Origin of the sequence: Sulfitobacter sp. S223 (assembly GCF_025143825.1) — a bacterium.
Lineage (GTDB): Bacteria > Pseudomonadota > Alphaproteobacteria > Rhodobacterales > Rhodobacteraceae > Sulfitobacter.
The window spans coordinates 3253558-3275835 of record NZ_CP083560.1 but is presented as its reverse complement, the minus strand read 5'-3'; the positions used below and the strand labels follow the sequence as shown (position 1 = coordinate 3275835).

Here is a 22278-nt window from a genome sequence, read left to right as displayed (position 1 = left end):
ATGTGCGAGTCTCAATATGTTCCAGTTTTTGCGTTTACTCCTAGCGGCCTCCATTCTTTTGTTGTCTCCTTGGTCAGGGGGGCATCTGTCCGCGCAAGAGCAACTGCAACCGACTGTCCAAGATGGTGCGAAAACTGCTGCAAATGTCCACCTGTCGCGAGGGTACGATATGGCGGCGCGAGCCGACTTTGAACAGCACCGCCTCGCACCATTTGCCATCGAAAGGATAGATGCGGCAGAAGCAGAACAAACCTATCACGCGCGCCTCAATTACGGTTCGGCTGGTGGATTGCCTCATGCGGGTGGGATGGCCGCACAAGGCGGGGCGGCGCTGATGGAGACGAAGGCGCGCGCACCGATCCTGCTGGATATGCCTAAGGTGCAGGGCGCAGGTCAAAGTATTGCACGCGACCGTTCGGCAAGCGTCATAGTTGTTATATTCTGCAGCGCTGCGGTTTTTTTGGTTACGCTTGCAGTCTGCGCAGCGATGCACCGCCGGATCACGACCAGACTGCGCGATACGCTTGCATCGCAGCAAATGCTAATTAGTGGCTTCAATCAAGCCGATGCAGCCGTCGCAATCTTTGACGGGGATATGGGCGCGGTCTGTTGGAGCGGAGGGTTAGAGGACCAGTTTCCAAGACTGGTTCCCTCGTTAAAATCTGGTTGCACGCTTGATCAATGTTGCTCGAAAGCATTCTCAAACGGGGACTTTGATGTGGAAATCGCGTCCGAGGACATCACAGTTTTCACAAAGACAATTCTCGAACGTCTGCGGGCAGGAGAGCGGGTGCAACAGCTTTTGCAAACACGTGACGGTCGCTCATGTGATCTGCGCATGTTTCGGCTGGGCCGACACCATTATGCGGCGGTCTGGTTTGATGCGTCCAAGCTACATCATCAGAATAAACAATTAGGCGATCAGCAGCGCGAACTGGTGCGAGCCAATCAACAGCTCTTGGCCTTTTCCGCAATGGCAGCGCATGATCTCAAGGCGCCATTGGTGCAGCAATCTGTCTTGATGGAATTCATTCTCGAAGATCTTGCGGAAATTGGCATCGATCTTCCTGTGACGCTGCAAAACCACTTTTGCATTCTAAATGATCTATCACGAAAGATGAACGTGCTGGTGGTGGATTTACTGGACTACGCCAAGGCAAAGTCGGACTGCGGCAACCCGCAATGCTTTGCGCCAAACGAGCGGTTCAATGGTGTGCTGAAACTGGCCGCGCAGAGGCCCTGCATGGTGATTGAGATCGAGCCGGACATGCCGGACGTCGAAGTCGATCCGACTTCGTTTGATCTGGTGATGCGAAACCTGATCTCCAATGCGGTCAAACACCATGACCGTGCAGGGGGCAAAATTAAGCTGCGCGCTTATAGACTTGAGAACGAGGTTACCATTGAGGTCGAAGACGATGGCCCCGGAATCGCACCTGCACAGCGTTCACAGGTCTTCGAACCGTTTGCCCGTCTTACGCGGGTAGAGGGAAGCGGGCTTGGCCTCGCGTTGGTTCGAAAGACTGTAACCGCTTGGGGTGGATCAATCAGCCTGCGTGCCGCACCGCAACGGGGATGTATTTTTTCCATAACGCTGCCCGCAGCGGCAGCGCAGCTTAGGAAAATGCCGACGGCTTCATATGGCAGGAGCGGAGGCCATTCCCAATATGCCCTTGGTCTGGCGTGAAAAATCGCGACGCCTGCTCACCTCATGTGGCTTAGAAGGCCGGCAACTTCGTGATCTCTGATCGGACCAAAGGCCGCTTTGTCCAGTCTTGCTGCGCGCCGCCAGACAACACGTGGCCGGTTCACTAAAGGTCGGCGCATGCGAATGTGAAGCATGCCCTGAACCCGCGAATTCGATCGCGGCCGAACGACCCTTATGTTCATAATATCCGTGTTTCTGCAGGGTAAGTTTGGGTGAACATTCCAAGCTATCACAAATCAGCTGTGGTGCGCGGCCGATCGTGAAACGACCGTGAAGCCAGAGTTATTGTGCCTCAAGAAAAGGCGGTGCTGAAAAAACTGTCACGCAAGCACGTTTTTTTTGCACTGTTGACTTGCGGCTGATGGCGGGGCGCGGGACACTTCAAGGATGACTGCGCCTACACCTCTTGTTGTATTCTCCGACCTTGATGGCACATTGCTGGATCATAGTGATTACAGCTGGTCCGCGGCGCAGACCGCCCTTCATGTCCTGGCTGAACTGGGCGCACCTGTAATACTGGCAAGCAGCAAAACCGCTGCGGAAATCGATGTGCTTCAAGATGCGTTGGGCCTGACTGGTTTGCCCGCAATTGTTGAGAATGGGGCAGGTGTGACCAATCTGCACACCCAAACAATAGAAGAAAGCTACAAAGCTTTACGCAAACTTCTTGATGAAGTCCCAAAGGTGCTGCGCGCCTGTTTCGAAGGCTTCGGCGATATGGATGTGGCGCGGATCATGGCGTTGACTGGATTGCCGCAGAAGGACGCCGGTCGCGCCCGTGAACGCGCGTTCTCAGAGCCAGGAATGTGGCACGGCACGCAAGCTGCTGAGGCTGAGTTCATCAAATCGCTGGCACACCTGGGTATTTCTGCACGTCGCGGAGGCCGGTTTCTAACGCTGTCGTTTGGTGGCACAAAGGCGGACCGGATGGCTGAGGTGATCGCGCAGTACAAACCACTGCGCTGCATCGCGCTGGGTGACGCACCTAATGATGTCGAAATGCTGGAGACTGCTGATTTCGGTGTCATCGTCGCAAATCCGCATCACGAAGCGTTAACTCCGCTGGAGGCGGAAAAAACTGGCCGGATCATTCGTACGTCCAAGGCTGGACCTGCGGGATGGAACGAGGCCGTGTTAGAGCTGGTTGATAAATTTAAACTTACTGTAGGGCGTATCTGAATGGTTGATTTTCATCAAAACGGGAATATCGCAACTCTCCACAATATGCGCACGCGCGGCTTAGAAGATATGACCTATGAGCTGGAGACTTTCGCACAGAGCCGGAAGATGTCGCTCATACTTCCGTGTCTCTATTCAGAGCTGGAAACCGAGGCGATGCCTAAAATATTGTCAGAGTTGTCGAAGGTTACCTACCTGCACCGGATCATCATCGGTCTGGATAAGGCCGACGCAGATGAATACAGGCATGCGCGGCAGTTCTTCAAAGGCCTGAACCAGAACCATATCGTAATCTGGAACGACAGCCCCCGGATGAAAGAGCTTGAAACACGCTTGGCCGGAATGGGGCTTGCCCCAACCGAAGCGGGTAAAGGCAAAAACGTCTGGACCTCTATGGGGTACCTTATCGGCTGCCAGGATAGTGCTGTCATGGCGATCCATGATTGTGACATCCTGACCTACACCAATGAACTGCTGGCGCGTCTGATCTATCCGGTGGCCAACCCGACTTTTCCCTATCAGGTGGCAAAGGGATATTACGCCCGCGTGGGTGGGGAAAAACTGAATGGCCGCGTGACGCGGTTGCTGGTCAGTCCTTTGCTTATTGCGCTGAAGCGCGTGATCGGCGATCGGGATTACCTCGATTATCTACGCAGTTTCCGATACCCGCTGTCGGGTGAATTTGCCATGCGCAGTGCTATCCTGCCAGATTTGCGGATGCCTTCTGATTGGGGTTTGGAGATTGGCGTACTTTCAGAAGCATGGCGCAATTTGGCACCCAAAGCGGTCTGTCAGGTCGAAATTGCTGATGCCTACGATCACAAACACCAGGATCTAAGCCCCGAAGACGCGGCCAACGGCCTTAACCGGATGTCGGTGGACATTTGTAAGGCCATTTTCCGCAAGCTGGCCGCTGATGGCACCACCTTTACCCCGAACACCTTCCGGACACTCAAGGCCACCTATTACCGAAGCGCGCTGGACCTTTTGGAAGCCTATTACACCGATGCGCAAATGAACGGCCTCAAGCTGGACCGTCACAGCGAAGAAGCGTCGATCGAATTATTTGCAGAGAACATCATGCGCGCGGGCCAGACGTTTCTGGAAAACCCCCATGAAACGCCGTTCATCCCGACATGGAACCGTGTGCATTCTGCTGATCCCACCTTTCTGCGCGACATGCAGGCCGCGGTTGCGGCGGATGCGAAGGACTATCAATAATCCCCGTTGCTGATCCAGCGACACTGGTAAGGGGCGAGGGTGACAGTTTCACCTGTGATCGCCTCGTTTGACAGCAGATCGACCCAATCCTCATCTCCGATCAGATTGAGGCGTAGGGCTGGTATCTCAACTTCCTCGGCGCTGACGTTGTGCAGAGCAAAGATGGATTGCTGCCGATCAAGGCTCTGCCGCCAAATCGCAAAGATGCGGTGATCGTCCATATGGATTGTGAACTGGGTTGCGTTAGGGTGAAAGGCCAGTTGTTCCTGCCGGATTCGCAGGCGGCCTCTTAGCCCGTCCAATACTTGAGCTTGCGGCGTATCGGGCTGTGCCAGTTTCGCGCGCAAATCCCCATAATCCCATCGGTGGCGGTTGATGGCGCGGTTCATGCCCCGTTTTTTGACGCCGGCGTGATCATTGGGGGTCGCAAGCATTGAGTGGATGTAGAAGGCCGGAATGCCTTCCAGCGACATCACGATTGTCTGCGAACAGATGAAGCGGTCAATGTGATAGGTGTCCGGCCCCGCGACAGTCTGCGACATTGCATCAAAGAAGGTGGTATTAAGCTCATATGGTGCTTCACCGCCATCAGGTAGCGCCCGCATGGAAACAAGGCCGCCAATCCGCTTGACCACATTGATAACCGCTGCTTGGTCCATCTCTGAAAGCAGCCCCTCAGCGGGGCGCATTCCTATGCCGTCATGGCTGGCGGTGAAATTGAGATAGGCACATCCCAGCGGGGCAGGTGGCATGCTGCGCTGCCAGTTTTCCAGATGCGCTGCTGTGCCGGTCATCATCGCGTGCAAGATTAGCGGCGGCAGCGGGAAGTTATAGATTACATGGGCTTCATCGCGCTTGCCAAAATAGCTTAGGTTTTCCGCCTTGGGGACGTTTGTCTCTGTCAGCAGGATCACGGGCTCAACAGCATAGTCACACAGCAAGCGGATCAGCTTTACGATTGCATGTGTTTGAGGAAGGTGGATCGAAGGACTTCCAATTTCCTTCCAGACAAAGGCCACGGCATCGAGCCGGATAATCTGCACACCGTTGTCCATGTGCAGGCGGATGATCCGTAAAAACTCAAGCAGCACCTCGGGATTGCGGAAATCCAGATCAATCTGGTCATGGCTGAAGGTACACCAGACGTGGCGCGGACCATCGCTCGTTTCAATTTCTTGTAGCAGTGGCGTGGTGCGGGGGCGCACGACCATGCTCAAATCATTGGACGGCTCGGCCTCGAAAAAGAAGCGGTCATAGGGTGCCTGCCGCTGGCGATAGGCATTGAACCAAGCGCCCTGACTTGAGACATGGTTCAAGACCAAATCGGACATGAGTTTGAAGCGGTCGGCGATGCGGTTGATGTCAGCCCAGTCGCCGAGCTGCGGATTGACAGCGCGAAAATCCGTAACGGCAAATCCGTCATCAGAGGTGAAAGGGAAAAACGGCAGGATGTGCACGCCATTGATCGTGCCTTCCAGATAGCGGCACAAGAAATCGTTAAGCAGATCAAGCGGTTTGTGCGCCCCGTCTTTGATGCTGTTGCCGTAGGTGATCAGCAGGGCATCATGTTGCGACCACATGGAATTGCCCGGTTTGCGCTTGCGTTTTCGGCGGTGCGTCCCTTCCGGCCAGAACGCATCACTGATGTCGCGGCAAAGCGATAGGGTGTCACGTTCTGGATAGATCTGCGCCACATAAGCGGCGAGCAAGCGGTTGAATGTCGCCTTATCCGCGGGCTGGTCTGATTGGTGCTTCATAGACCCATGCAAACACATCCAGTGGGCCGTGACAAATTCCGCTACGCCAAACGGCGCTTGAACCCCGTCCGGCAGAAAAATTGCCGTTTTTTATAGCACTGTGGGTCTGTGGTTTGAATAACGCTAGATCGCAGAAGAGTGGGCCGTTTTCTTTGAGGTGCGACTGTCCACGTAGCCTGCGACAACCCGGACAAGCGGATAGGCTTCGGGTTTTAGCTTTAGCCCTTCACCGCTGATAAAGAAAACGTCCGAGAATTTCTGCATCAATGATACAGCCATTGCCCTGATTGCTTCGCGGTGATCAGGAAAGGCTTGGCAAAGTGTCTTTTCGTCAAAGGTAAAACGGCACATCAGGTCCTCGATAACGCGGGCCATCAACGCGTCATCTGTACACATTTCGAATCCCTTGAAGCTGGCAAAACCGGTGGCGTTGATACGTTCCTGATAGGCAAATGTTGCTGGCGCGTTCTGGGCGTAACCCTGGGCGAACTTCGAGATCGCAGAGGCTCCGAACCCCAACAGGGTTGGGCTTTGATCATCGGTGTAGCCTTGAAAGTTGCGGTGCAGTCGCCCTTCTTTGCTGGCCAGTGCAAGGCTGTCTCCCGGCTTTGCAAAGTGGTCGATGCCCACAGGCTCATACCCGTTTTCTGTGAACATCTTCTCGGCAAATTCAGCCAGCGCAAAGCGGGCCATCGGATCAGGTAAATGTTCTTCGCGGATCATCACCTGTCGCTTCGACATCCAAGGCACATGGGCATAGCCATAAATGGCAAGCCGATCCGGTTGCAGCGCGATAACATGCGAAAGCGTTTCCGAGAAACTTTCTAGCGTTTGGTGAGGTAGGCCATAAAGCACATCAAGGTTGAGGCTGCTGACACCGTTGCTGCGCAAAAAATCGATAACTGTTTCTGTTTGCTCAAGGCTTTGCTCGCGCCCGATGGCAGCCTGAACCTCGGGGGCAAAATCCTGCACACCAAGGCTTGCACGATTGAGGCCAAAGTCGATCAGTGTTTGCAGTAGGGGTTTTTCTGCCTCGGTCGGGTCGATCTCAACCGAAAATTCGAAATTCTCTGCGGGTTCAAAAGCATCGAACACCTCGCGCAGGAGTGTGCTCATTGTCTGGGCGGACAGGATTGTCGGGGTGCCACCACCCAAATGTAGCCGGGACATTTTGATGCCGGGTGCAAGTGTTGCGCGGACGCCGGTGATTTCTTTGCGCAAGATGTCGACATATGCGTCGACGGGACGCATCGTTTTGGTGCCTTGGGTCCGGCAGGCGCAGAACCAGCACAGGCGCTTGCAAAATGGGATGTGGATATAGACTGACACATCTGAGCCATCCGGCACGCTTTGCAGCCAGTCGTTCTGGTGCTTCAGCCCTTCACCCTCCTGAAAGTGGTTTGCGGGTGGATAGCTCGTGTATCGAGGCACACGTGCGTCAAAGAGGCCATAGCGGCGAAAGATGTCGATCTTGCTCATTCTTCCATGTAGGGTAGCCAGAACAAAACATTCTTTGATGCAGATCAACATGAACACAAATCTGAAAACAGTTCCAAAAGTCAGCTGTACCAGCTGTCCTATTCGCCACCGTGCCGTTTGTGCGCGATGTGATACTGATGAGTTGTCGGTGCTGGACGGGATGAAATCTTACCGGAGCTTTGCGGCAGGCGAAACGATCCTGTGGCGCGGGGAGCCTTTTGCATTTGTAGCCTCTGTGGTTACGGGTGTTGCTAGTCTGTCCAAAACGCTTGAGGATGGTCGGACGCAGATGGTTGGTTTGTTGTTGCCGTCCGATTTTATCGGTCGTCCGGGGCGCCATGAAGCTGCTTTTGACGTGATTGCGACCACGGACGTTATGTTGTGTTGTTTTGACCGGGCGCCGTTTGAGACGTTGGTGGATGAGACCCCTCATATCGCGCACCGTCTGATGGAGCTGGCGCTGGACGAACTTGACGCCGCGCGTGACTGGATGCTGTTGCTGGGGCGCAAAACTGCGCGCGAAAAGATCGCAACATTCATCGAGCTACTTGCCCGCCGTTCAAATACCGATGATCCCGGCCGAATCTCCGCTATGCCGTTGCCGTTGACGCGGGACCAGATCGCAAACTATCTGGGCCTGACGCTTGAGACGGTCAGCCGTCAGTTCAGCGCGCTGAAAAAGGAAGGCGTGATCGATTTTTCTGATCGGCGAACGCTGTCCATTATGGATCTTGCGGCGCTCCAAGACGCAACCGGCAACGATTCCGACGGCGGCATGATTTCTTAGAAAATTCGTAAGTTGATCCAGATCAATGTCTTTACCCTGACACGCACATAGAAAAGTCCTGCGAACAGGGGTGTCTTTTGGTGCCCTTCTGAATTTGAGGGCACAACTATGGACTATGTCAAACTTATACTTTTAGGTTTTGTCACCTTGTTTGCTGCGATCGGCGCCAATTGGGCGCATGATCTGGCGTATCAGGTACATGCCGTACTAATCATGTTGATCGCTGCCGGGATGTTTATCTGGGTACTGCGTAATATTGACGAAGCGCCGCGCGCGGCTGAACCCGAAGGCATCTATTTCGATGGCGTCATACGGGCGGGCGTGATTGCCACCGCTTTCTGGGGCATCGCAGGCTTTCTGGTCGGGACGTTTATCGCGTTCCAACTGGCATTCCCTGAACTGAACTTCGACTGGGGCCAACCTTTTACCAACTTCGGCCGACTTCGCCCGCTGCACACCAGCGCGGTGATCTTTGCATTTGGTGGCAACGCGTTGATCGCGACATCGCTTTATGTGGTGCAGCGTACCAGCGGTGTGCGCCTCTGGGGCGGTAACGCGGGCTGGTTCGTTTTCTGGGGATATCAGTTGTTTATCGTTCTGGCGGCCACCGGCTATTTGCTGGGGGCGACACAGTCCAAAGAATATGCAGAGCCTGAGTGGTACGTAGATATCTGGCTGACGATCATCTGGCTGACCTATCTGGCTATCTATCTGGGAACGATCTTCAAGCGCCGTGAGAAGCACATCTATGTGGCCAACTGGTTCTTCCTGAGCTTTATCATCACCGTAGCGATGCTACATGTGGTCAATAACCTCAGTATTCCTGTCAGCATCTGGGGCAGCAAATCTGTCCAGGTATTCTCTGGCGTGCAAGATGCAATGACCCAGTGGTGGTATGGCCACAACGCCGTTGGCTTCTTCCTGACAGCGGGCTTCCTTGGTATGATGTATTACTTCGTTCCGAAGCAGGCTGGCCGTCCTGTCTATAGCTACAAGCTGTCGATCATCCACTTCTGGGCACTGATCTTCTTGTATATCTGGGCCGGACCACACCACCTGCACTACACAGCGCTTCCCGACTGGGCCGCGACACTGGGTATGGTGATGTCGATCGTGCTGTGGATGCCTTCATGGGGCGGTATGATCAACGGTCTGATGACGCTGCAAGGCGCGTGGGACAAGCTGCGCACCGATCCGATCATGCGCATGTTCGTTCTGTCGCTCGGCTTTTACGGTATGTCGACATTCGAGGGTCCGATGATGTCGATCCGCGCGGTGAACAGCCTGTCGCACTACACTGACTGGACCATCGGTCACGTACACTCCGGTGCGCTGGGCTGGAACGGCATGATCACCTTTGCCTGTATCTACTTCCTGACGCCACGTCTGTGGGGCCGTAAAGAGATGCACTCAATGTCCGCGATCAACTGGCACTTCTGGCTCGCGACACTTGGCATCGTTCTTTATGCGGCGTCCATGTGGGTGTCCGGCATCATGGAAGGCCTGATGTGGCGCGAAGTCGACGACCAGGGTTTCCTCGTGAACTCCTTTGCCGACACCGTAAGCGCCAAGTTCCCGATGTATGTGGTCCGCGGTTTGGGCGGGGTCCTGTTCCTGAGCGGCGCGGTTATCATGTGCTGGAACATGTTCATGACGATCCGCGGGGCAAAACCAGCCACCGCGGCCGTCCCTAACGCAACACCTGCAGAATAGGATCAGATCATGGCCTTTCTTGACAAACATGCCATTCTGGAAAAAAGCCCGACCTTGCTTTTGACCTTTTCCCTGTTCGTTGTGACCATCGGGGGTATCGTAGAAATCGCGCCGCTTTTCTGGCTCGAAAATACCATTGAGGAGGTAGAGGGCGTGCGCCCCTACAGCCCGCTGGAACTGACCGGACGTGATATCTATGTCCGCGAGGGGTGCTACGTCTGCCACAGCCAGATGATCCGGCCCATGCGCGACGAAGTAGAGCGTTACGGCCACTATTCGCTGGCGGCGGAATCGATGTATGACCACCCGTTCCAGTGGGGGTCCAAACGAACGGGCCCCGATCTGGCACGTGTTGGCGGGCGTTACTCTGACGCGTGGCACGTTGATCACTTGCGCGACCCGCAATCGGTTGTGCCAGAAAGCATCATGCCAAAGTACGCCTTCCTAGCGGATACAAAGATCAAAGCTGACCACATTGGCGATCTTCTTTCTACGCACCGCTTTGTCGGTGTGCCGTATTCGGATGCACAAATTGAAGCCGCCTATGCAGACTTCAAGGTTCAGGCAGATCCTGATGGCGACACGGATGGTCTGATGGAGCGTTACCCCGGTGCCGTTGTGTCAAACTTTGACGGTCAGCCCGAGCTGACCGAAATGGACGCGCTGATTGCATATCTTCAGATTCTGGGCACGATGGTCGATTTCTCGACCTTCACCCCAGACGCAAGCCGATAGGAGGAAAATCATGGATACCTATTCGTTTTTGCGTGAAATCGCAGACAGCTGGGTGATGCTGGGAATCTTCGCTTTCTTCATCGGTGCCGCCATCTGGGCTTTCTTGCCCAGCCAACGCGGGGCGCGTGACGATGCCAGTATGATCCCTTTCCGTAACGAAAAGCCTGCCAAGACCTGCGCAGGCACATGCGCAGATTGCAAAAGCAAGCAATCTTCCTTTGAGTCGAAAGGGGCCTGAAATGTCTGACAAGAATAGCAAGGTAGACGAAGCCACAGGCGTTGAGACCACTGGTCACAGCTGGGATGGCATCGAAGAATTGAACAATCCGCTGCCGCGTTGGTGGCTGTGGACGCTCTATGCAACCATTGTCTGGGCAATTGGCTACACCATTGCTTATCCTGCCTGGCCGATGATTTCAGGCGCAACAACCGGTGTTCTGGGCTGGTCGACACGTGGCAATGTGGCAGAAGAAATCAAACTGCATGAGGCCAAGAATGATGGCTTGGTGGCAGATCTTCTGGCGACAGAGCTTGCCGCGCTCGCCCCCGAAGACGATCTGCACCGCTATGCTGTTTCACGCGGCGGGGCGGTGTTCCGCGCACAGTGCAGCCAGTGTCACGGCTCTGGTGCGGCTGGTGCAAAGGGGTATCCGAACCTTCTGGATGATGACTGGCTTTGGGGCGGCGACGTGGACAACATCGCATTGACCGTCGCGCATGGTATCCGCAACGAAACTGACGGCGATGCGCGCTACTCAGAAATGCCAGCGTTTGGCGAGATACTGGAAGACGAAGAAATCGGCGATGTGGTCGAATACGTCGTCAGCCTGTCTTCGCCGGAATTTGACGCGGGCATGGCGGAACGCGGAAGCGTTTTGTTTGCTGACAACTGTTCCGCCTGTCACGGCGAGATGGCCGAAGGTAACCGTGATATGGGCGCGCCCAACCTTGGCGATGCGATCTGGCTTTATGGCGGCGACCGCGCCACGCTGGAGAATACTGTGCGTTATTCCCGTTACGGTGTGATGCCTGCTTGGGGCCAACGCCTGAACGAAGCCGATGTGCGTGCGGTTTCCGTTTATGTTCACAGCCTTGGTGGCGGTGAGTAATATCAGGATACCGCGCAGGCGGTTCAGGCGCGAAGTGGCACTGTTCGCAAACTAAGCCGCTTCCGGGGCGTGTTCTTGATGCAGATCAAGGCACGCCCTTTTCCATTGTCCTAGGAAGAGGCCAGCGAACAGGAAAGACTCTCTCATGACCGAACCCGCCCCGATTCTATATGCTCCGCGTGAGCCTATTTTCCCGCGCCGTGTGACCGGCGTTTTTCGCCGTTTTAAATGGGCGATCATGATAGTCACGCTTGGTATTTACTATCTGACACCATGGATCAGATGGGACCGGGGACCGAACCTGCCTGATCAGGCGGTTCTGGTGGATATCGCCAGTCGCCGGTTCTATTTTTTCTGGATCGAGATTTGGCCGCACGAATTCTATTTCGTTGCGGGCCTTCTCATCATGGCGGGTCTGGGGCTATTTCTGTTTACATCCGCGCTGGGCAGAGTGTGGTGCGGGTATACCTGCCCACAGACTGTCTGGACTGATCTGTTCATTCTGGTTGAGCGCTGGATTGAGGGCGATCGTAATGCGCGCGTGCGTTTGCACCACGCCAAATGGGACGTGCGCAAGTGGCGTCTTAGGTTAACCAAATGGCTGGTCTGGCTGGGCATCGCGGTGGCAACGGGGGGCGCTTGGGTTTTCTACTTTACCGATGCGCCGACATTGCTGCGTGACCTGTTCATGCTTTCGGCCCACCCTGCCGCCTATATCACCATCGTAATCCTCACCCTGACAACATTCGTCTTTGGTGGCTTCATGCGTGAGCAGGTCTGCATTTATATGTGCCCCTGGCCGCGCATTCAGGCGGCCATGATGGACCCGGACACGATCACTGTCGCTTACCGCGACTGGCGCGGTGAACCGCGCGGCAAAGGAAGCGCGCGCAAGCGTGACCGCGTTGCTGCCGAAAAGGCCGAGCGCGAGGCGCAAGCGGCTGGCCCAGGGACAGTACGCTACAAAGCCACGCCATATCCCAATGCACCCATCCAGTTGTCCGGTGGCACAGCCCAGCTTGCAAGCCCGACGCAAGAGCACGGCGACTGCATTGATTGCATGGCCTGTGTTAACGTCTGCCCGATGGGCATCGACATCCGCGATGGCCAGCAAATGGAATGCATCACCTGTGCGCTGTGCATTGATGCATGTGATGACGTGATGGACAAAATCGGCAAGCCGCGCGGATTGATTGACTATATGGCGCTGTCTGACGAAGCGGCAGAGCGGGCAGGGGAGGCACCAAAATCCATCTGGCGGCATGTCTTCCGTCCGCGGACAATTCTTTATACGGCTCTTTGGTCTCTTATCGGCATCGGATTGGTGTATGCGCTGTTCATCCGTAGCGACATCGAGCTGACGGTCAGCCCGGTACGCAACCCCACCTATGTTGTGCAGTCCGATGGGGCGATCCGGAACATTTATGATGTGCGCCTGCGCAACAAACTGGGCGAAGATCGCACCTTCCACCTGAGCCTCACCAGTGACGCGACTTTGCGGATTGAATTGCAGGGGCGTGCGGGCGAGTTGACCGTGCCCGTGCCTGCCGATACCACAATCTTGCAACGCGTCTATGTTTCGGCCCGCGCACAAGATCCTTCAGCAACAATGCACACCACGGATCTGCGCATCTGGGTCGAAGATCTGGATAGCGGCGAACGCGCAAGCCGCGCCACTACATTCAACGGGAGAGTACAATGATAACCGAGATCAAGGGATGGCACGTTCTCACTGCGTTTCTGTTGGCGTTCGGCGTCATTATCGCGGTTAATCTGACGCTGGCCTATCAGGCCGTGCGGACGTTCCCGGGGCTAGAGGTCAAGAATTCCTATGTTGCAAGCCAGACATTTGACGCAGACCGCGCCGATCAGGTGGCGCTGGAATGGGATGTGTCGGCAACCTTGGTTGGAAATGAACTGAGCCTGATCATCCTCAAAGACGGCAGGGCCATATCGCCAAAGATCGACGAAGCGATCTTTGGGCGTGCGACCCATGTTGGTCAGGACCAGACGCCGGATTTCGCCTTTGACGGTAAGTCCTTGCGCGCCACGGTCATAGGTGGGGAGGGCAACTGGAACCTGCGGATCAAGGCACGCTCTGATGACGGCACGCTTTTCCAGCAACGCGTTATCGTCGAGACGAAATCATGACATCCGCTTGCCCAGCTTGCGCTGCGGGTCCCGCCGCCTCTGCCGTTGCAGAAGGTCCAGCGCTGCAATTTTCACTTCCGACAATCCATTGCGCAGCCTGTATCGGTAAGATCGAGCGGGGCCTAAGCGATGTCATCGGCGTTCAGGCTGTACGGGTGAACCTATCGCTCAAGCGGCTGTCTGTCACTGGCCCTGCCGATCCTGACCGTATACTCAGCGCGATTGCCGATCTTGGGTATGAGGCCTATCCGTTGGATATGGGCGCGCTGAACAAAGCGCGCGATGATCAGGGGCGTGGTCTGTTGACCCGCATGGCCGTTGCGGGCTTTGCGATGATGAACGTTATGTTGTTGTCCATCGCGGTTTGGTCCGGTGCGGAAGACTCCACGCGCGACATGTTCCATATGATCTCGGCGGCAATTTCACTGCCTGTTGTTGCCTATGCCGGCCAGCCGTTTTTTCTGAACGCTTGGGCGGCGCTGCGTGTGGGTAAGTTGAATATGGATGTGCCGATCTCGCTCGCCATCCTGTTGGCTGCGGGCATGTCGCTGTATGAAACTTTCAACAGCGGCGCACATGCCTATTTTGATGCGGCTCTTTCACTGACGTTTTTTCTGCTGATCGGTCGTTACATGGACCACCGGACGCGCTCTGCTGCGCGTTCTGCCGCAAAAGAGCTGACAGCGCTGGAGGTGCACACCGCAGAGCGGATGCGCGACGGCAAAGTGCAAACCGTGCGCGCAGTTGATTTGGCTGTAGGGGATACAGTGTTGGTGCCTGCGGGCGCGCGGGTGCCAGTAGACGGGACACTCCAGAGCGACAGTGCCTTGTTGGACCGATCAATCCTCACGGGTGAAACAGCTGCTGTTTCAGCGGAAACAGGCATGGCGTTACAGGCGGGTGAGATCAACCTCTCCGCCCCGTTCCAGATGCGCGCTACAGCGGTGGGTGAGGATACCTCTCTGCGCCGTATGGCGGCGATGGTCGAGACGGCAGAGAATGCGCGCAACAGTTACACCGCGCTGGCAGATCGTGCCGCCGCCATCTATGCGCCTGCGGTGCATCTGCTGGCATTGGCGGCCTTTCTTGTCTGGTTGGCGATCTCGGGCGACGTACGTTATAGCCTGAACATCGCGATTGCCGTGCTCATTATCACCTGTCCTTGCGCGCTGGGCCTCGCGGTGCCTGCTGTGTCCACAGCGGCTATTAGCAGGCTTTTCTCGCATGGATTTCTGGTCAAACATGCCACCGCGTTGGAGCGTCTGGCAGAGGTGGACCAGATTGTATTCGACAAGACGGGCACACTGACCCAGCCGTCAGTAATTCTGCCCGAGTGTTTGAGCCATGATGATCATATGGTGATCAAGGCGCTTGCACAGGCCTCTCATCACCCGATGTCCAAGGCTCTTGCTGCGACCCTCAAAGACACCGAAGCTGCAGAGCTGCACGGCATTTCAGAGATGTCCGGCGACGGGATCAGTGCGCAATTGGGCGACCAGACAGTCCGGCTTGGCCGTGGTGCATGGCTGGGGGCGGATTTTGCCGGACTTGGTTATCGCCGGGGTGATGAGGCTGCCGTAAAGTTTGATGCCTCGGAAACATTGCGCAGCGGTGTGAAGGAAGCTTTGGAAGGTTTGAACCTACCAAGCGAGATCATGACGGGCGATACTGAAGGGCCCGCGAAAAAGCTTGGTGCCCAGCTGGGTCTGCCCGTCACATTCCAGGCACGCCCTGCTGATAAGCAACGGCGACTGGCGCAACTGGGGGCGCAAGGCCATCACGTACTGATGATTGGTGATGGGTTGAATGATACGGCCGCCTTGGCGTCGGCTCATGCCTCAATCGCTCCGGCGACCGCGCTAGAAGCCTCACGGTCTGCGGCGGATGTTGTGGTGCTGAAGGAAAGCTTCGCCGAACTGCCACTGGTGTTGGTGGTTGCACGCGCAACCCGCCTGCTGTCACAGCAGAACTTTGCAATCGCGGCCGTCTATAATATGATTGCCGTACCGATTGCCCTTGCAGGCTATGCCACGCCGCTGGCAGCTGCTTTGGCGATGTCGGCATCGTCGATCACGGTCTTGCTAAATGCTCAACGTATGAGGTGGATGTCATGAATGTTCTGGTTATCCTGATACCGGTTTCGCTGATCCTAGGCGCGCTTGGACTGGTGGCGTTCCTGTGGACCGTACGATCCGACCAGTATGACGATGACAAGGGCAACGCCGCAAGGATACTGCTGGACGACGACTAAACAGATTTAACGCCGTTTGCCGGTTTTCTCTGGCCGCTTGTTACCACGGGCACCTGTCAGCGTCGGTGTGTTTTCTCGGTTTTCTTCAGATAGTTTGCGCCAACGCTCCAACCGGTCTGCATCAAGCGTACCTGCCTTTACAGCCTCTTGTACCTTGCAGCCGGGTTCGTGCAGGTGGGTGCAATCCCTGAACCGGCACTGAGGTGCAAGTTCGGTTATTTCGGCAAACAGCACATCAAGTCCTGAGGCGACATCGCTAACGTGCAGTGTTCGCATTCCGGGCGTATCAATGACCCAGCCGCCCGCTGCAATCGCGTGCAGCGAACGGGAAGTGGTTGTATGACGGCCCTTTGCGTCACCTTCACGAATACCGCCGGTCAATTGCGCCTCTTCCTGCGGTTTGGCCGCAAGTGTGTTCAGCAGGGTTGATTTCCCCACCCCGGACGACCCGACAAGAGCCACTGTCTGTCCTTCGCCGCACCATGGTGCCAGCGATGTGACGGCTGACTGCGTCTTGGCGTTGAGCGTCACGACCTCCAGATCACGTTGCAAGGCAGCGGCTTGTTCTTGAAAGGGGCCGGGGTCCTCAACCTGATCGGCTTTGGTCAGCACGATAACGGGCCTTGTGTCGGCTTCGTTTGCCAAGGCCAGATAACGTTCAAGACGCGCAGGATTGAAGTCATCATTGCATGAGGTCACGATGAACAGCGTGTCCAAATTGGCCGCAATCAGCTGCGGCGTGCGCGCCCCCATTGTCTGCCGCTCCAGCAGTGACTGGCGGTCCAGCCGCCGCACCAACAGATGGGTGTCAGGATCTGCCAGCACCCAGTCACCGACCGCGAAGTCAGCGGTATTCGTGCGTGGCTGCAATTTAAGCTTTACCGGCCCGAACACCGATTCAGCCGTCATACGAGAACGGTGCACGGTTGCAATGCGCAAGCGGTCAAGGGGCGCTTCGTCCGCGGTTAGCTGTTCTTCATAGAAGGAAGACCAGCCAAGGGCGGGCAATGAATGGATCGGAAGAGATGGTTTGTTTTTCACGAGTACCTGAATGATCCCGCGCCCGCTTTGATGCAAGCTTTTCTGCTGGTCTGGCGGCAATTAGCCCATAGAAAATACTCTTTTCATCAAAGCGCCCAGATGCGAGACACGAGCATGTCAAAGAAAACCCTAAACGAGGCCAATCTTGCTGCCCTCGGGGCCGAACGCCTTGCTGCCTTGTTGATTGAGGTCAGTACAGGCAGCGCGGAGACCAAGCGCCGCCTGCGGCTGGAATTGAGCCATAACCTCGGGGCGGAAGAGTTGGCCCATGATGTGCGCAAGCGGTTGGCATCCATCCGCAGATCGGCCAGCTATGTCGGCTGGCGCAAGCGCAAGGCGCTGGTCAAAGATCTGACAACGCAAGCGGACATGATCACCAACAAGATTGCGCCAGAGGCACCTGAGCAGGCGTTTGATCTGTTGTGGCAGTTCATTGAGCTTGCACCGTCGGTATATGACCGCGTCGACGACAGCCGTGGCGAGGTCGGCGATGTTTTCCGCGCCGCAATTGCACGGTTTGCAGATATTGCGCCGCGCGCTTCTATCAGCCCGGTGGATCTGGCAGAGCGCGTTTGGGATGCTGTGCGTGACAGCAAGTATGGCGAATTTGACGGAAGCGTCACGCTGCTTGCAACAGCTTTGGGCCATAGAGGGCTTGAGCAGCTCAAGGAGCTTGTAAATTCTTACGCACAATCTGTGACTGAAACGCCTCAAGACCACGAGGCGCTGCAGTTTTTGCGCGATTTGCGCAGCAGCGGCGGGGATTTTGCGGCGGAACAAAAGGCGCGTTTGGTAAAGGCGATCTTGCAGGAAATCGCTACTGTCCAGAATGATACTGACGGATTTATCGCGCAATATTCTGAGGCGGAGATGAAGCGGCCTGCTATCGCTGCTCAAGTCGCGGAACTCCTGATGTCGCACGCACGTGCAGAGGAGGCGCTGGATGTTCTCACGCGCGCACAGCCCAAAGGGGATGCGCGTTGGCACAGTGTCTATATAAAATGCTTGTTTGCACTGGACCGCGTGTCAGAGGCCCAAGACCATCGCTGGGCTTGCTTTTGTGAAACTCTGGATTCGCAAATCTTGCGCGATTACCTGAAATTGATACCGGATTTCGAAGATATCGAAGCCGAGGATCAGGCCAAGGCGCATGCTATGACATTTGACGATGTCACAGCCTCAATGCGGTTCTTTTTGTCCTGGTCTGATCTACGTTCTACAGCGCAGCTGATCGAAAACCGTATACATGAATTGGATGGCAACCAATCAGAGGTCCTAATTCAGGCGGCCGAGGCGCTGCGCAGCAGATATCCGCTGGCTGCAGTCCTTTTATGGCGTGCGATGATCGACAGCATACTTTGGGAAGGTCAATCAACGCGGTACGCTCAGGCGGCGGATTTCATCATGGATTGCGCGGCGGAAGATGCCGAAATCTACGACTATGGGCGTTTTGCATCTCACGACGCACATCTTGAGGGCCTCCGGAACCAGTTCAAACACAAAGCGTCATTCTGGACGAAGTTTACCTAAGTATCGGGTGTCGATTGGTGATTTGCAGCGCAGGGAATTCTTAAGGAAGGCGCGCTAAGGTCGGGTAAAACCACCATGGCGGACCACCTCTTGTCTCAATTGAACCTACCCTCAACCGGCCGGATCACGATGTTTCATGTTTGCATTGTCGTGATGTCCTTGATGCTTACGATTGCGGCATGGCAGTTTTCCGAACATCAGCTTAAAAAGCGGATTGGTTTACGTTTTGACGCCTCTCGCGATCAGGTGCTCGCACTGATATTGGAGCGAATGGCAAAATACGAAGATGCGCTTTGGGCCGGTGTCGCCGCCGTTAAATCGCATGACGCTGATATCACTTATTCAACATGGCATGAGTTCGCAGGTACCTTGCGTATTGAAGAAAGATACCCCGGCATCAACGGCATTGGGATCATACACTTTAAATTTCCTGATCAAATTGATGAATATCTGGCTTACCAGCGGGTGGACCGTCCTGATTTCGACATCTACCCACAACATGACAAGCCATATTTTATGCCGATCACGTTTATCGAGCCTGAAGATCTGAATGCCGCTGCCATCGGGCTGGATGTTGCACATGAGCTTAACCGGCGCTCCGCGGCTTTGCTTAGTCGTGACACCGGGTTAGCGCAAATAACCGGACCGATCACACTGGTCCAAGATTCAGGGCATACGCCGGGTTTTCTTTTCTATGCGCCGTTTTACAGGGGGGGACCGCATCAGGATACAACTGCGCGGCAGACTTCATTCGCTGGTGCGGTATATGCACCATTCGTGGTTCAAAAATTGATGGATGGCCTTCTTGCCAAACACCTGCGCCATATTCGTTTCAGTATCACTGACGGCAATCAGGTAATCTATGATGAGCATTCCATGGATGATCCGCTGGTGGACGTAGACCCGATGTTCTCTGAGCAAATCAGTGTGAAGCTATATGGCAGGGAGTGGCTTTTGGACATGCGGTCAGACCTCGCATTCCGGCAAGACAACTCTCGCTTCTCACCCTTGGCCATTCTGGTGGCGGGCCTGGTTATTGAGGGGTTTATCATCGCCTTGATGTTCATGATGGCGCGGGCAAATAGCCAAGCTGTGGCCTATGCGGACGCAGTGACACTACGGCTAAAAGAAAAGACTGCCAAATTGGCCAGCAGCAACGAGCAACTCTGCGAGAAGAATGAACAGCTTGAGCGATATGCATACGTTGCCTCGCATGACCTTAAAACGCCGATCCGCGGAATAGGTGGGCTGACAGAAATGATTCAGGAGGATTTGGAGGACTATTTCAGTTCCCCTGATGCAAATCCGGAAGTCCGCGAAAACCTTGGCCGCATACAAGAACGCGTAGAGCGCATGAACCAACTAACAGGGGGCATTCTCCAGTTTTCACAGCTTTTGAATGCGGCAGAGCATAATGAGCGTCTTGATCTGGCCGCGCTGGTGGCGGCATTACGTCATGACTTTGGACTATCGGCTGAGCAGTTGGTCCTGACAGGAAATTGTACCGTCTTGCACGTTGATACGATCAATTTCAGAGGTGTTCTTGAAAACCTGATTGGCAACGCCATCAAGTATCACGACGGGGCGAAACCTCTTGAGGTTATTGTTAGCGCGACAAAGAACGGTGGCAGCACCCACGTGAGTGTGTCTGATAACGGCCCGGGTATTGCTCCTCAGTTCCATGAACGGATATTTGATGTTTTCCAAACGCTCCGCTTGGCCGATGCACCGGAAAGTACGGGTATCGGGCTGGCAATCGTCAAGAAATCGGTTGAGCGGCATGGCAAGTCGCTAAAGTTGCAATCATCGTTGGGGAACGGCGCGGTATTTAGTTTTGACTGGCCGAACGTGGTTGTCGCTAACAAAGACAATGCTTCGTCAAAGGGCGTGCGAAATGCCTGAAGAAATGACAATCCTCCTAGTCGAAGATAACGATCTTGATATCGAATTGTTCAAGCGTGGCCTCAAACGATTTGGTATCTCCCATCCGCTCGTTATAGCCCGTGACGGAGAAGAGGCACTGCGCATTCTCGACGTAAACCTGAATGAGCAGACCATTGCACACCCTTTCGTAGTTTTGCTGGATATCAATATGCCACGCATGAACGGGCATGAATTCTTGGAAGCCATTCGGGCATCTGAAGAATTTAAAAGTTTGCGGGTCTTCGTCTTCACGACTTCGGAGAACAAGAAAGATGTAGACCTCGCATATCAGCAAAACGTGAGCGGCTACATCGTCAAGCCGAACTCATCGGCCGAGCTTGTGGAGGTTTTGCGCAGGTTGCATGAATTCTGGACGCTCTGTGAGGACCCTTCTGCGCCGGCCTATGGATCTTGCTTGGGTCTTTCCTGAAGGGCGTGCCGTTCAGTTGACCGATTATGGGATCAGTGCATATCTGCTATAGCAACCATAAATTCTTGTCATGTTCCTGTAATTTCTTGATTGGTCCCGATTGTGCCGCTACCCCACTAGGGAATGAGGATTCAGGCATGAAGATTTGCGCCATAACAATGGTCTACCGTGATTACTGGGCGCTGGCGCAATGGTATCGGCATTATGGTAGTTATCTGGGCTATAGAAACCTCTACATAATTTCGCATGGCTATGATCCTGAGATTGCAAAAATCTGCCCCGAAGCCAGCATAATTACCATTCCGCGCGATGAACTCAGGCACTTTGACCGCGTGCGGCTGAATCTCATGAATGATTTCCAATCAGGTTTGGGTAACCTCTATGACTGGGTAATCCAGACGGATGCGGATGAACTGGTTTGTTTCAATCCGGCCACCTATGGTTCATTTCAAGAACTGTTCGAGACAACTAACGCACCGGCGCTATTCGCTTTGGGTTTGAACATTGCTGAGGTGGATGGCGATGCGCCTCTCAAGCCAGAAGACAAGGCTCTGGCGCATCGCAATATCGCCTGTATCACGGGCAATTACAGCAAGGCATGGGCGGTGAGAAAATCGCTGCCTCTGCGCTGGCACGGTGTCTTTTGCGGTTATCGCAAGACCGAAGATTTTCCATTCGAAATGCCCGACGATGTTTATTTTGTGCACCTCAAACACGCCAATTCCGAAGCGCTAAAGGAAACCAACGCAGTACGCCGGTCAGTTGCGGATACAGTCGGCGAAGATTGGAACGTCAACGGGTGGGCCAAACCGGACTTTCACGCAAAACGCTTTTTCCGCAAAATGGCTGCTGCAAAAGAGCTCCCTTGGGAGGAAGCCGTTGCGCTGGGCTATCGCGAAATCCGGGACAATCCGGTGCGGGACCCGAAGCGTGGCATCGTAAAGCCCCCGTTCATCAACTATGTCTGCCGCACGATATTGCCGGAATGGTTTCGCGAGATATAGCGCACTGGCCTCTTGATGGAACTGCGCACTTCGCCCATAACGGCGATCAACGTCAGCATGGTATCGCCTAGCCGCTAACTGCTTCGATATTGTGTTAGGTAAGAGATCAAGGTCTCGACCAGATAAACGCTGATGTTTGTGCGGCTCCGTAGCTCAACTGGATAGAGCAAGGACCTTCTAAGTCCGAGGTTGAGGGTTCAAGTCCTTCCGGGGCCGCCATTTTTAAACAATGTGTCCGATGTCAGGAAAATGGATGGAAG

General features: G+C 54.9%; 19 protein-coding genes and 1 tRNA gene. 17 read left to right on the top strand and 3 right to left on the bottom strand.

Annotated elements, in window-relative coordinates:
* Window positions 1–169 precede the first annotated feature (169 nt).
* From K3757_RS15600 to K3757_RS15590, 3 genes are all read left to right on the top strand, one after another.
* A complete protein-coding gene (locus tag K3757_RS15600) occupies window positions 170–1687 on the top strand; it encodes an ATP-binding protein (RefSeq protein WP_259996863.1) in 1518 nt (505 codons plus the stop codon).
* Between the two features lie 408 nt (window positions 1688–2095).
* A complete protein-coding gene (locus tag K3757_RS15595; RefSeq protein WP_259996860.1) occupies window positions 2096–2887 on the top strand; it encodes a mannosyl-3-phosphoglycerate phosphatase in 792 nt (263 codons plus the stop codon).
* The gene (locus K3757_RS15590) at window positions 2888–4108 is read left to right on the top strand and encodes a glycosyl transferase (protein WP_259996858.1); all 1221 of its coding nucleotides are present in this window, start codon (window positions 2888–2890) and stop codon (window positions 4106–4108) included.
* Here the strand turns inward: K3757_RS15590 and K3757_RS15585 are convergent.
* Both K3757_RS15585 and hemN read right to left on the bottom strand, forming a co-directional pair.
* Window positions 4102–5865 (bottom strand): alpha-amylase family glycosyl hydrolase, encoded by a 1764-nt coding sequence (locus K3757_RS15585; RefSeq protein WP_259996855.1) that lies wholly within the window; start codon window positions 5863–5865, stop codon window positions 4102–4104. The two genes, K3757_RS15590 and K3757_RS15585, sit on opposite strands and share 7 nt — an antisense overlap.
* 123 nt (window positions 5866–5988) lie before the next feature.
* On the bottom strand, window positions 5989–7344 hold the full coding sequence (gene hemN, locus K3757_RS15580) for an oxygen-independent coproporphyrinogen III oxidase (RefSeq protein WP_259996853.1): 1356 nt from the start codon (window positions 7342–7344) through the stop codon (window positions 5989–5991).
* 49 nt (window positions 7345–7393) lie between these two features.
* On the opposite strand from hemN, the gene fnrL reads away from it, so the two are divergent.
* The 9 genes from fnrL (at window position 7394) to ccoS (ending at window position 16090) form a co-directional block, all read left to right on the top strand.
* Window positions 7394–8131 (top strand): transcriptional regulator FnrL, encoded by a 738-nt coding sequence (gene fnrL / locus K3757_RS15575; protein WP_259996851.1) that lies wholly within the window; start codon window positions 7394–7396, stop codon window positions 8129–8131.
* A gap of 108 nt (window positions 8132–8239) precedes the next feature.
* On the top strand, window positions 8240–9844 hold the full coding sequence (ccoN, locus tag K3757_RS15570; RefSeq protein ID WP_259996848.1) for a cytochrome-c oxidase, cbb3-type subunit I: 1605 nt from the start codon (window positions 8240–8242) through the stop codon (window positions 9842–9844).
* 9 nt (window positions 9845–9853) lie between these two features.
* Window positions 9854–10579, top strand: a complete 726-nt coding sequence (ccoO, locus tag K3757_RS15565) for a cytochrome-c oxidase, cbb3-type subunit II (RefSeq protein ID WP_259996846.1) — start codon at window positions 9854–9856, stop codon at window positions 10577–10579.
* Between the two features lie 10 nt (window positions 10580–10589).
* Complete coding sequence (locus K3757_RS15560) at window positions 10590–10817, top strand: cbb3-type cytochrome c oxidase subunit 3 (RefSeq protein WP_259996844.1); 228 nt, start codon at window positions 10590–10592, stop codon at window positions 10815–10817.
* A gap of 1 nt (window position 10818) precedes the next feature.
* Window positions 10819–11688 carry a cytochrome-c oxidase, cbb3-type subunit III gene (gene ccoP / locus K3757_RS15555; protein WP_259996842.1) on the top strand — a complete coding sequence of 290 codons (870 nt, stop codon included), beginning with the start codon at window positions 10819–10821 and terminating at the stop codon, window positions 11686–11688.
* Between the two features lie 145 nt (window positions 11689–11833).
* Window positions 11834–13390 (top strand): cytochrome c oxidase accessory protein CcoG, encoded by a 1557-nt coding sequence (ccoG, locus tag K3757_RS15550; protein ID WP_259996840.1) that lies wholly within the window; start codon window positions 11834–11836, stop codon window positions 13388–13390.
* A complete protein-coding gene (locus K3757_RS15545) occupies window positions 13387–13839 on the top strand; it encodes a FixH family protein (protein WP_259996838.1) in 453 nt (150 codons plus the stop codon). Before ccoG ends, K3757_RS15545 begins: the two co-directional genes overlap by 4 nt.
* Window positions 13836–15953, top strand: a complete 2118-nt coding sequence (locus K3757_RS15540; protein ID WP_259996836.1) for a heavy metal translocating P-type ATPase — start codon at window positions 13836–13838, stop codon at window positions 15951–15953. The genes K3757_RS15545 and K3757_RS15540 overlap by 4 nt, the downstream gene beginning before the upstream one ends.
* Window positions 15950–16090: a cbb3-type cytochrome oxidase assembly protein CcoS gene (gene ccoS, locus K3757_RS15535; protein WP_259996834.1), complete on the top strand. Its 141-nt coding sequence runs from the start codon at window positions 15950–15952 to the stop codon at window positions 16088–16090. Before K3757_RS15540 ends, ccoS begins: the two co-directional genes overlap by 4 nt.
* Window positions 16091–16096: 6 nt before the next feature.
* Here the strand turns inward: ccoS and rsgA are convergent, their stop codons facing one another.
* Window positions 16097–17131 (bottom strand): ribosome small subunit-dependent GTPase A, encoded by a 1035-nt coding sequence (gene rsgA / locus K3757_RS15530; RefSeq protein ID WP_259996833.1) that lies wholly within the window; start codon window positions 17129–17131, stop codon window positions 16097–16099.
* A 114-nt stretch (window positions 17132–17245) separates the two neighbouring features.
* On the opposite strand from rsgA, the gene K3757_RS15525 reads away from it, so the two are divergent.
* From K3757_RS15525 to K3757_RS15505, 5 genes are all read left to right on the top strand, one after another.
* The gene (locus K3757_RS15525) at window positions 17246–18661 is read left to right on the top strand and encodes a DUF6880 family protein (protein ID WP_259996829.1); all 1416 of its coding nucleotides are present in this window, start codon (window positions 17246–17248) and stop codon (window positions 18659–18661) included.
* A 75-nt stretch (window positions 18662–18736) separates the two neighbouring features.
* Window positions 18737–20563: a CHASE domain-containing protein gene (locus K3757_RS15520; protein ID WP_259996827.1), complete on the top strand. Its 1827-nt coding sequence runs from the start codon at window positions 18737–18739 to the stop codon at window positions 20561–20563.
* Entirely contained in the window at window positions 20556–21014 is a 459-nt protein-coding gene (locus K3757_RS15515) for a response regulator (protein WP_259996826.1), read from the top strand. The genes K3757_RS15520 and K3757_RS15515 overlap by 8 nt, the downstream gene beginning before the upstream one ends.
* A gap of 137 nt (window positions 21015–21151) precedes the next feature.
* Window positions 21152–22018 carry a glycosyltransferase family 2 protein gene (locus K3757_RS15510; RefSeq protein ID WP_259996825.1) on the top strand — a complete coding sequence of 289 codons (867 nt, stop codon included), beginning with the start codon at window positions 21152–21154 and terminating at the stop codon, window positions 22016–22018.
* Window positions 22019–22160: 142 nt separating this feature from the next.
* Window positions 22161–22237 (top strand) — tRNA-Arg (locus K3757_RS15505).
* Window positions 22238–22278 lie beyond the last annotated feature (41 nt).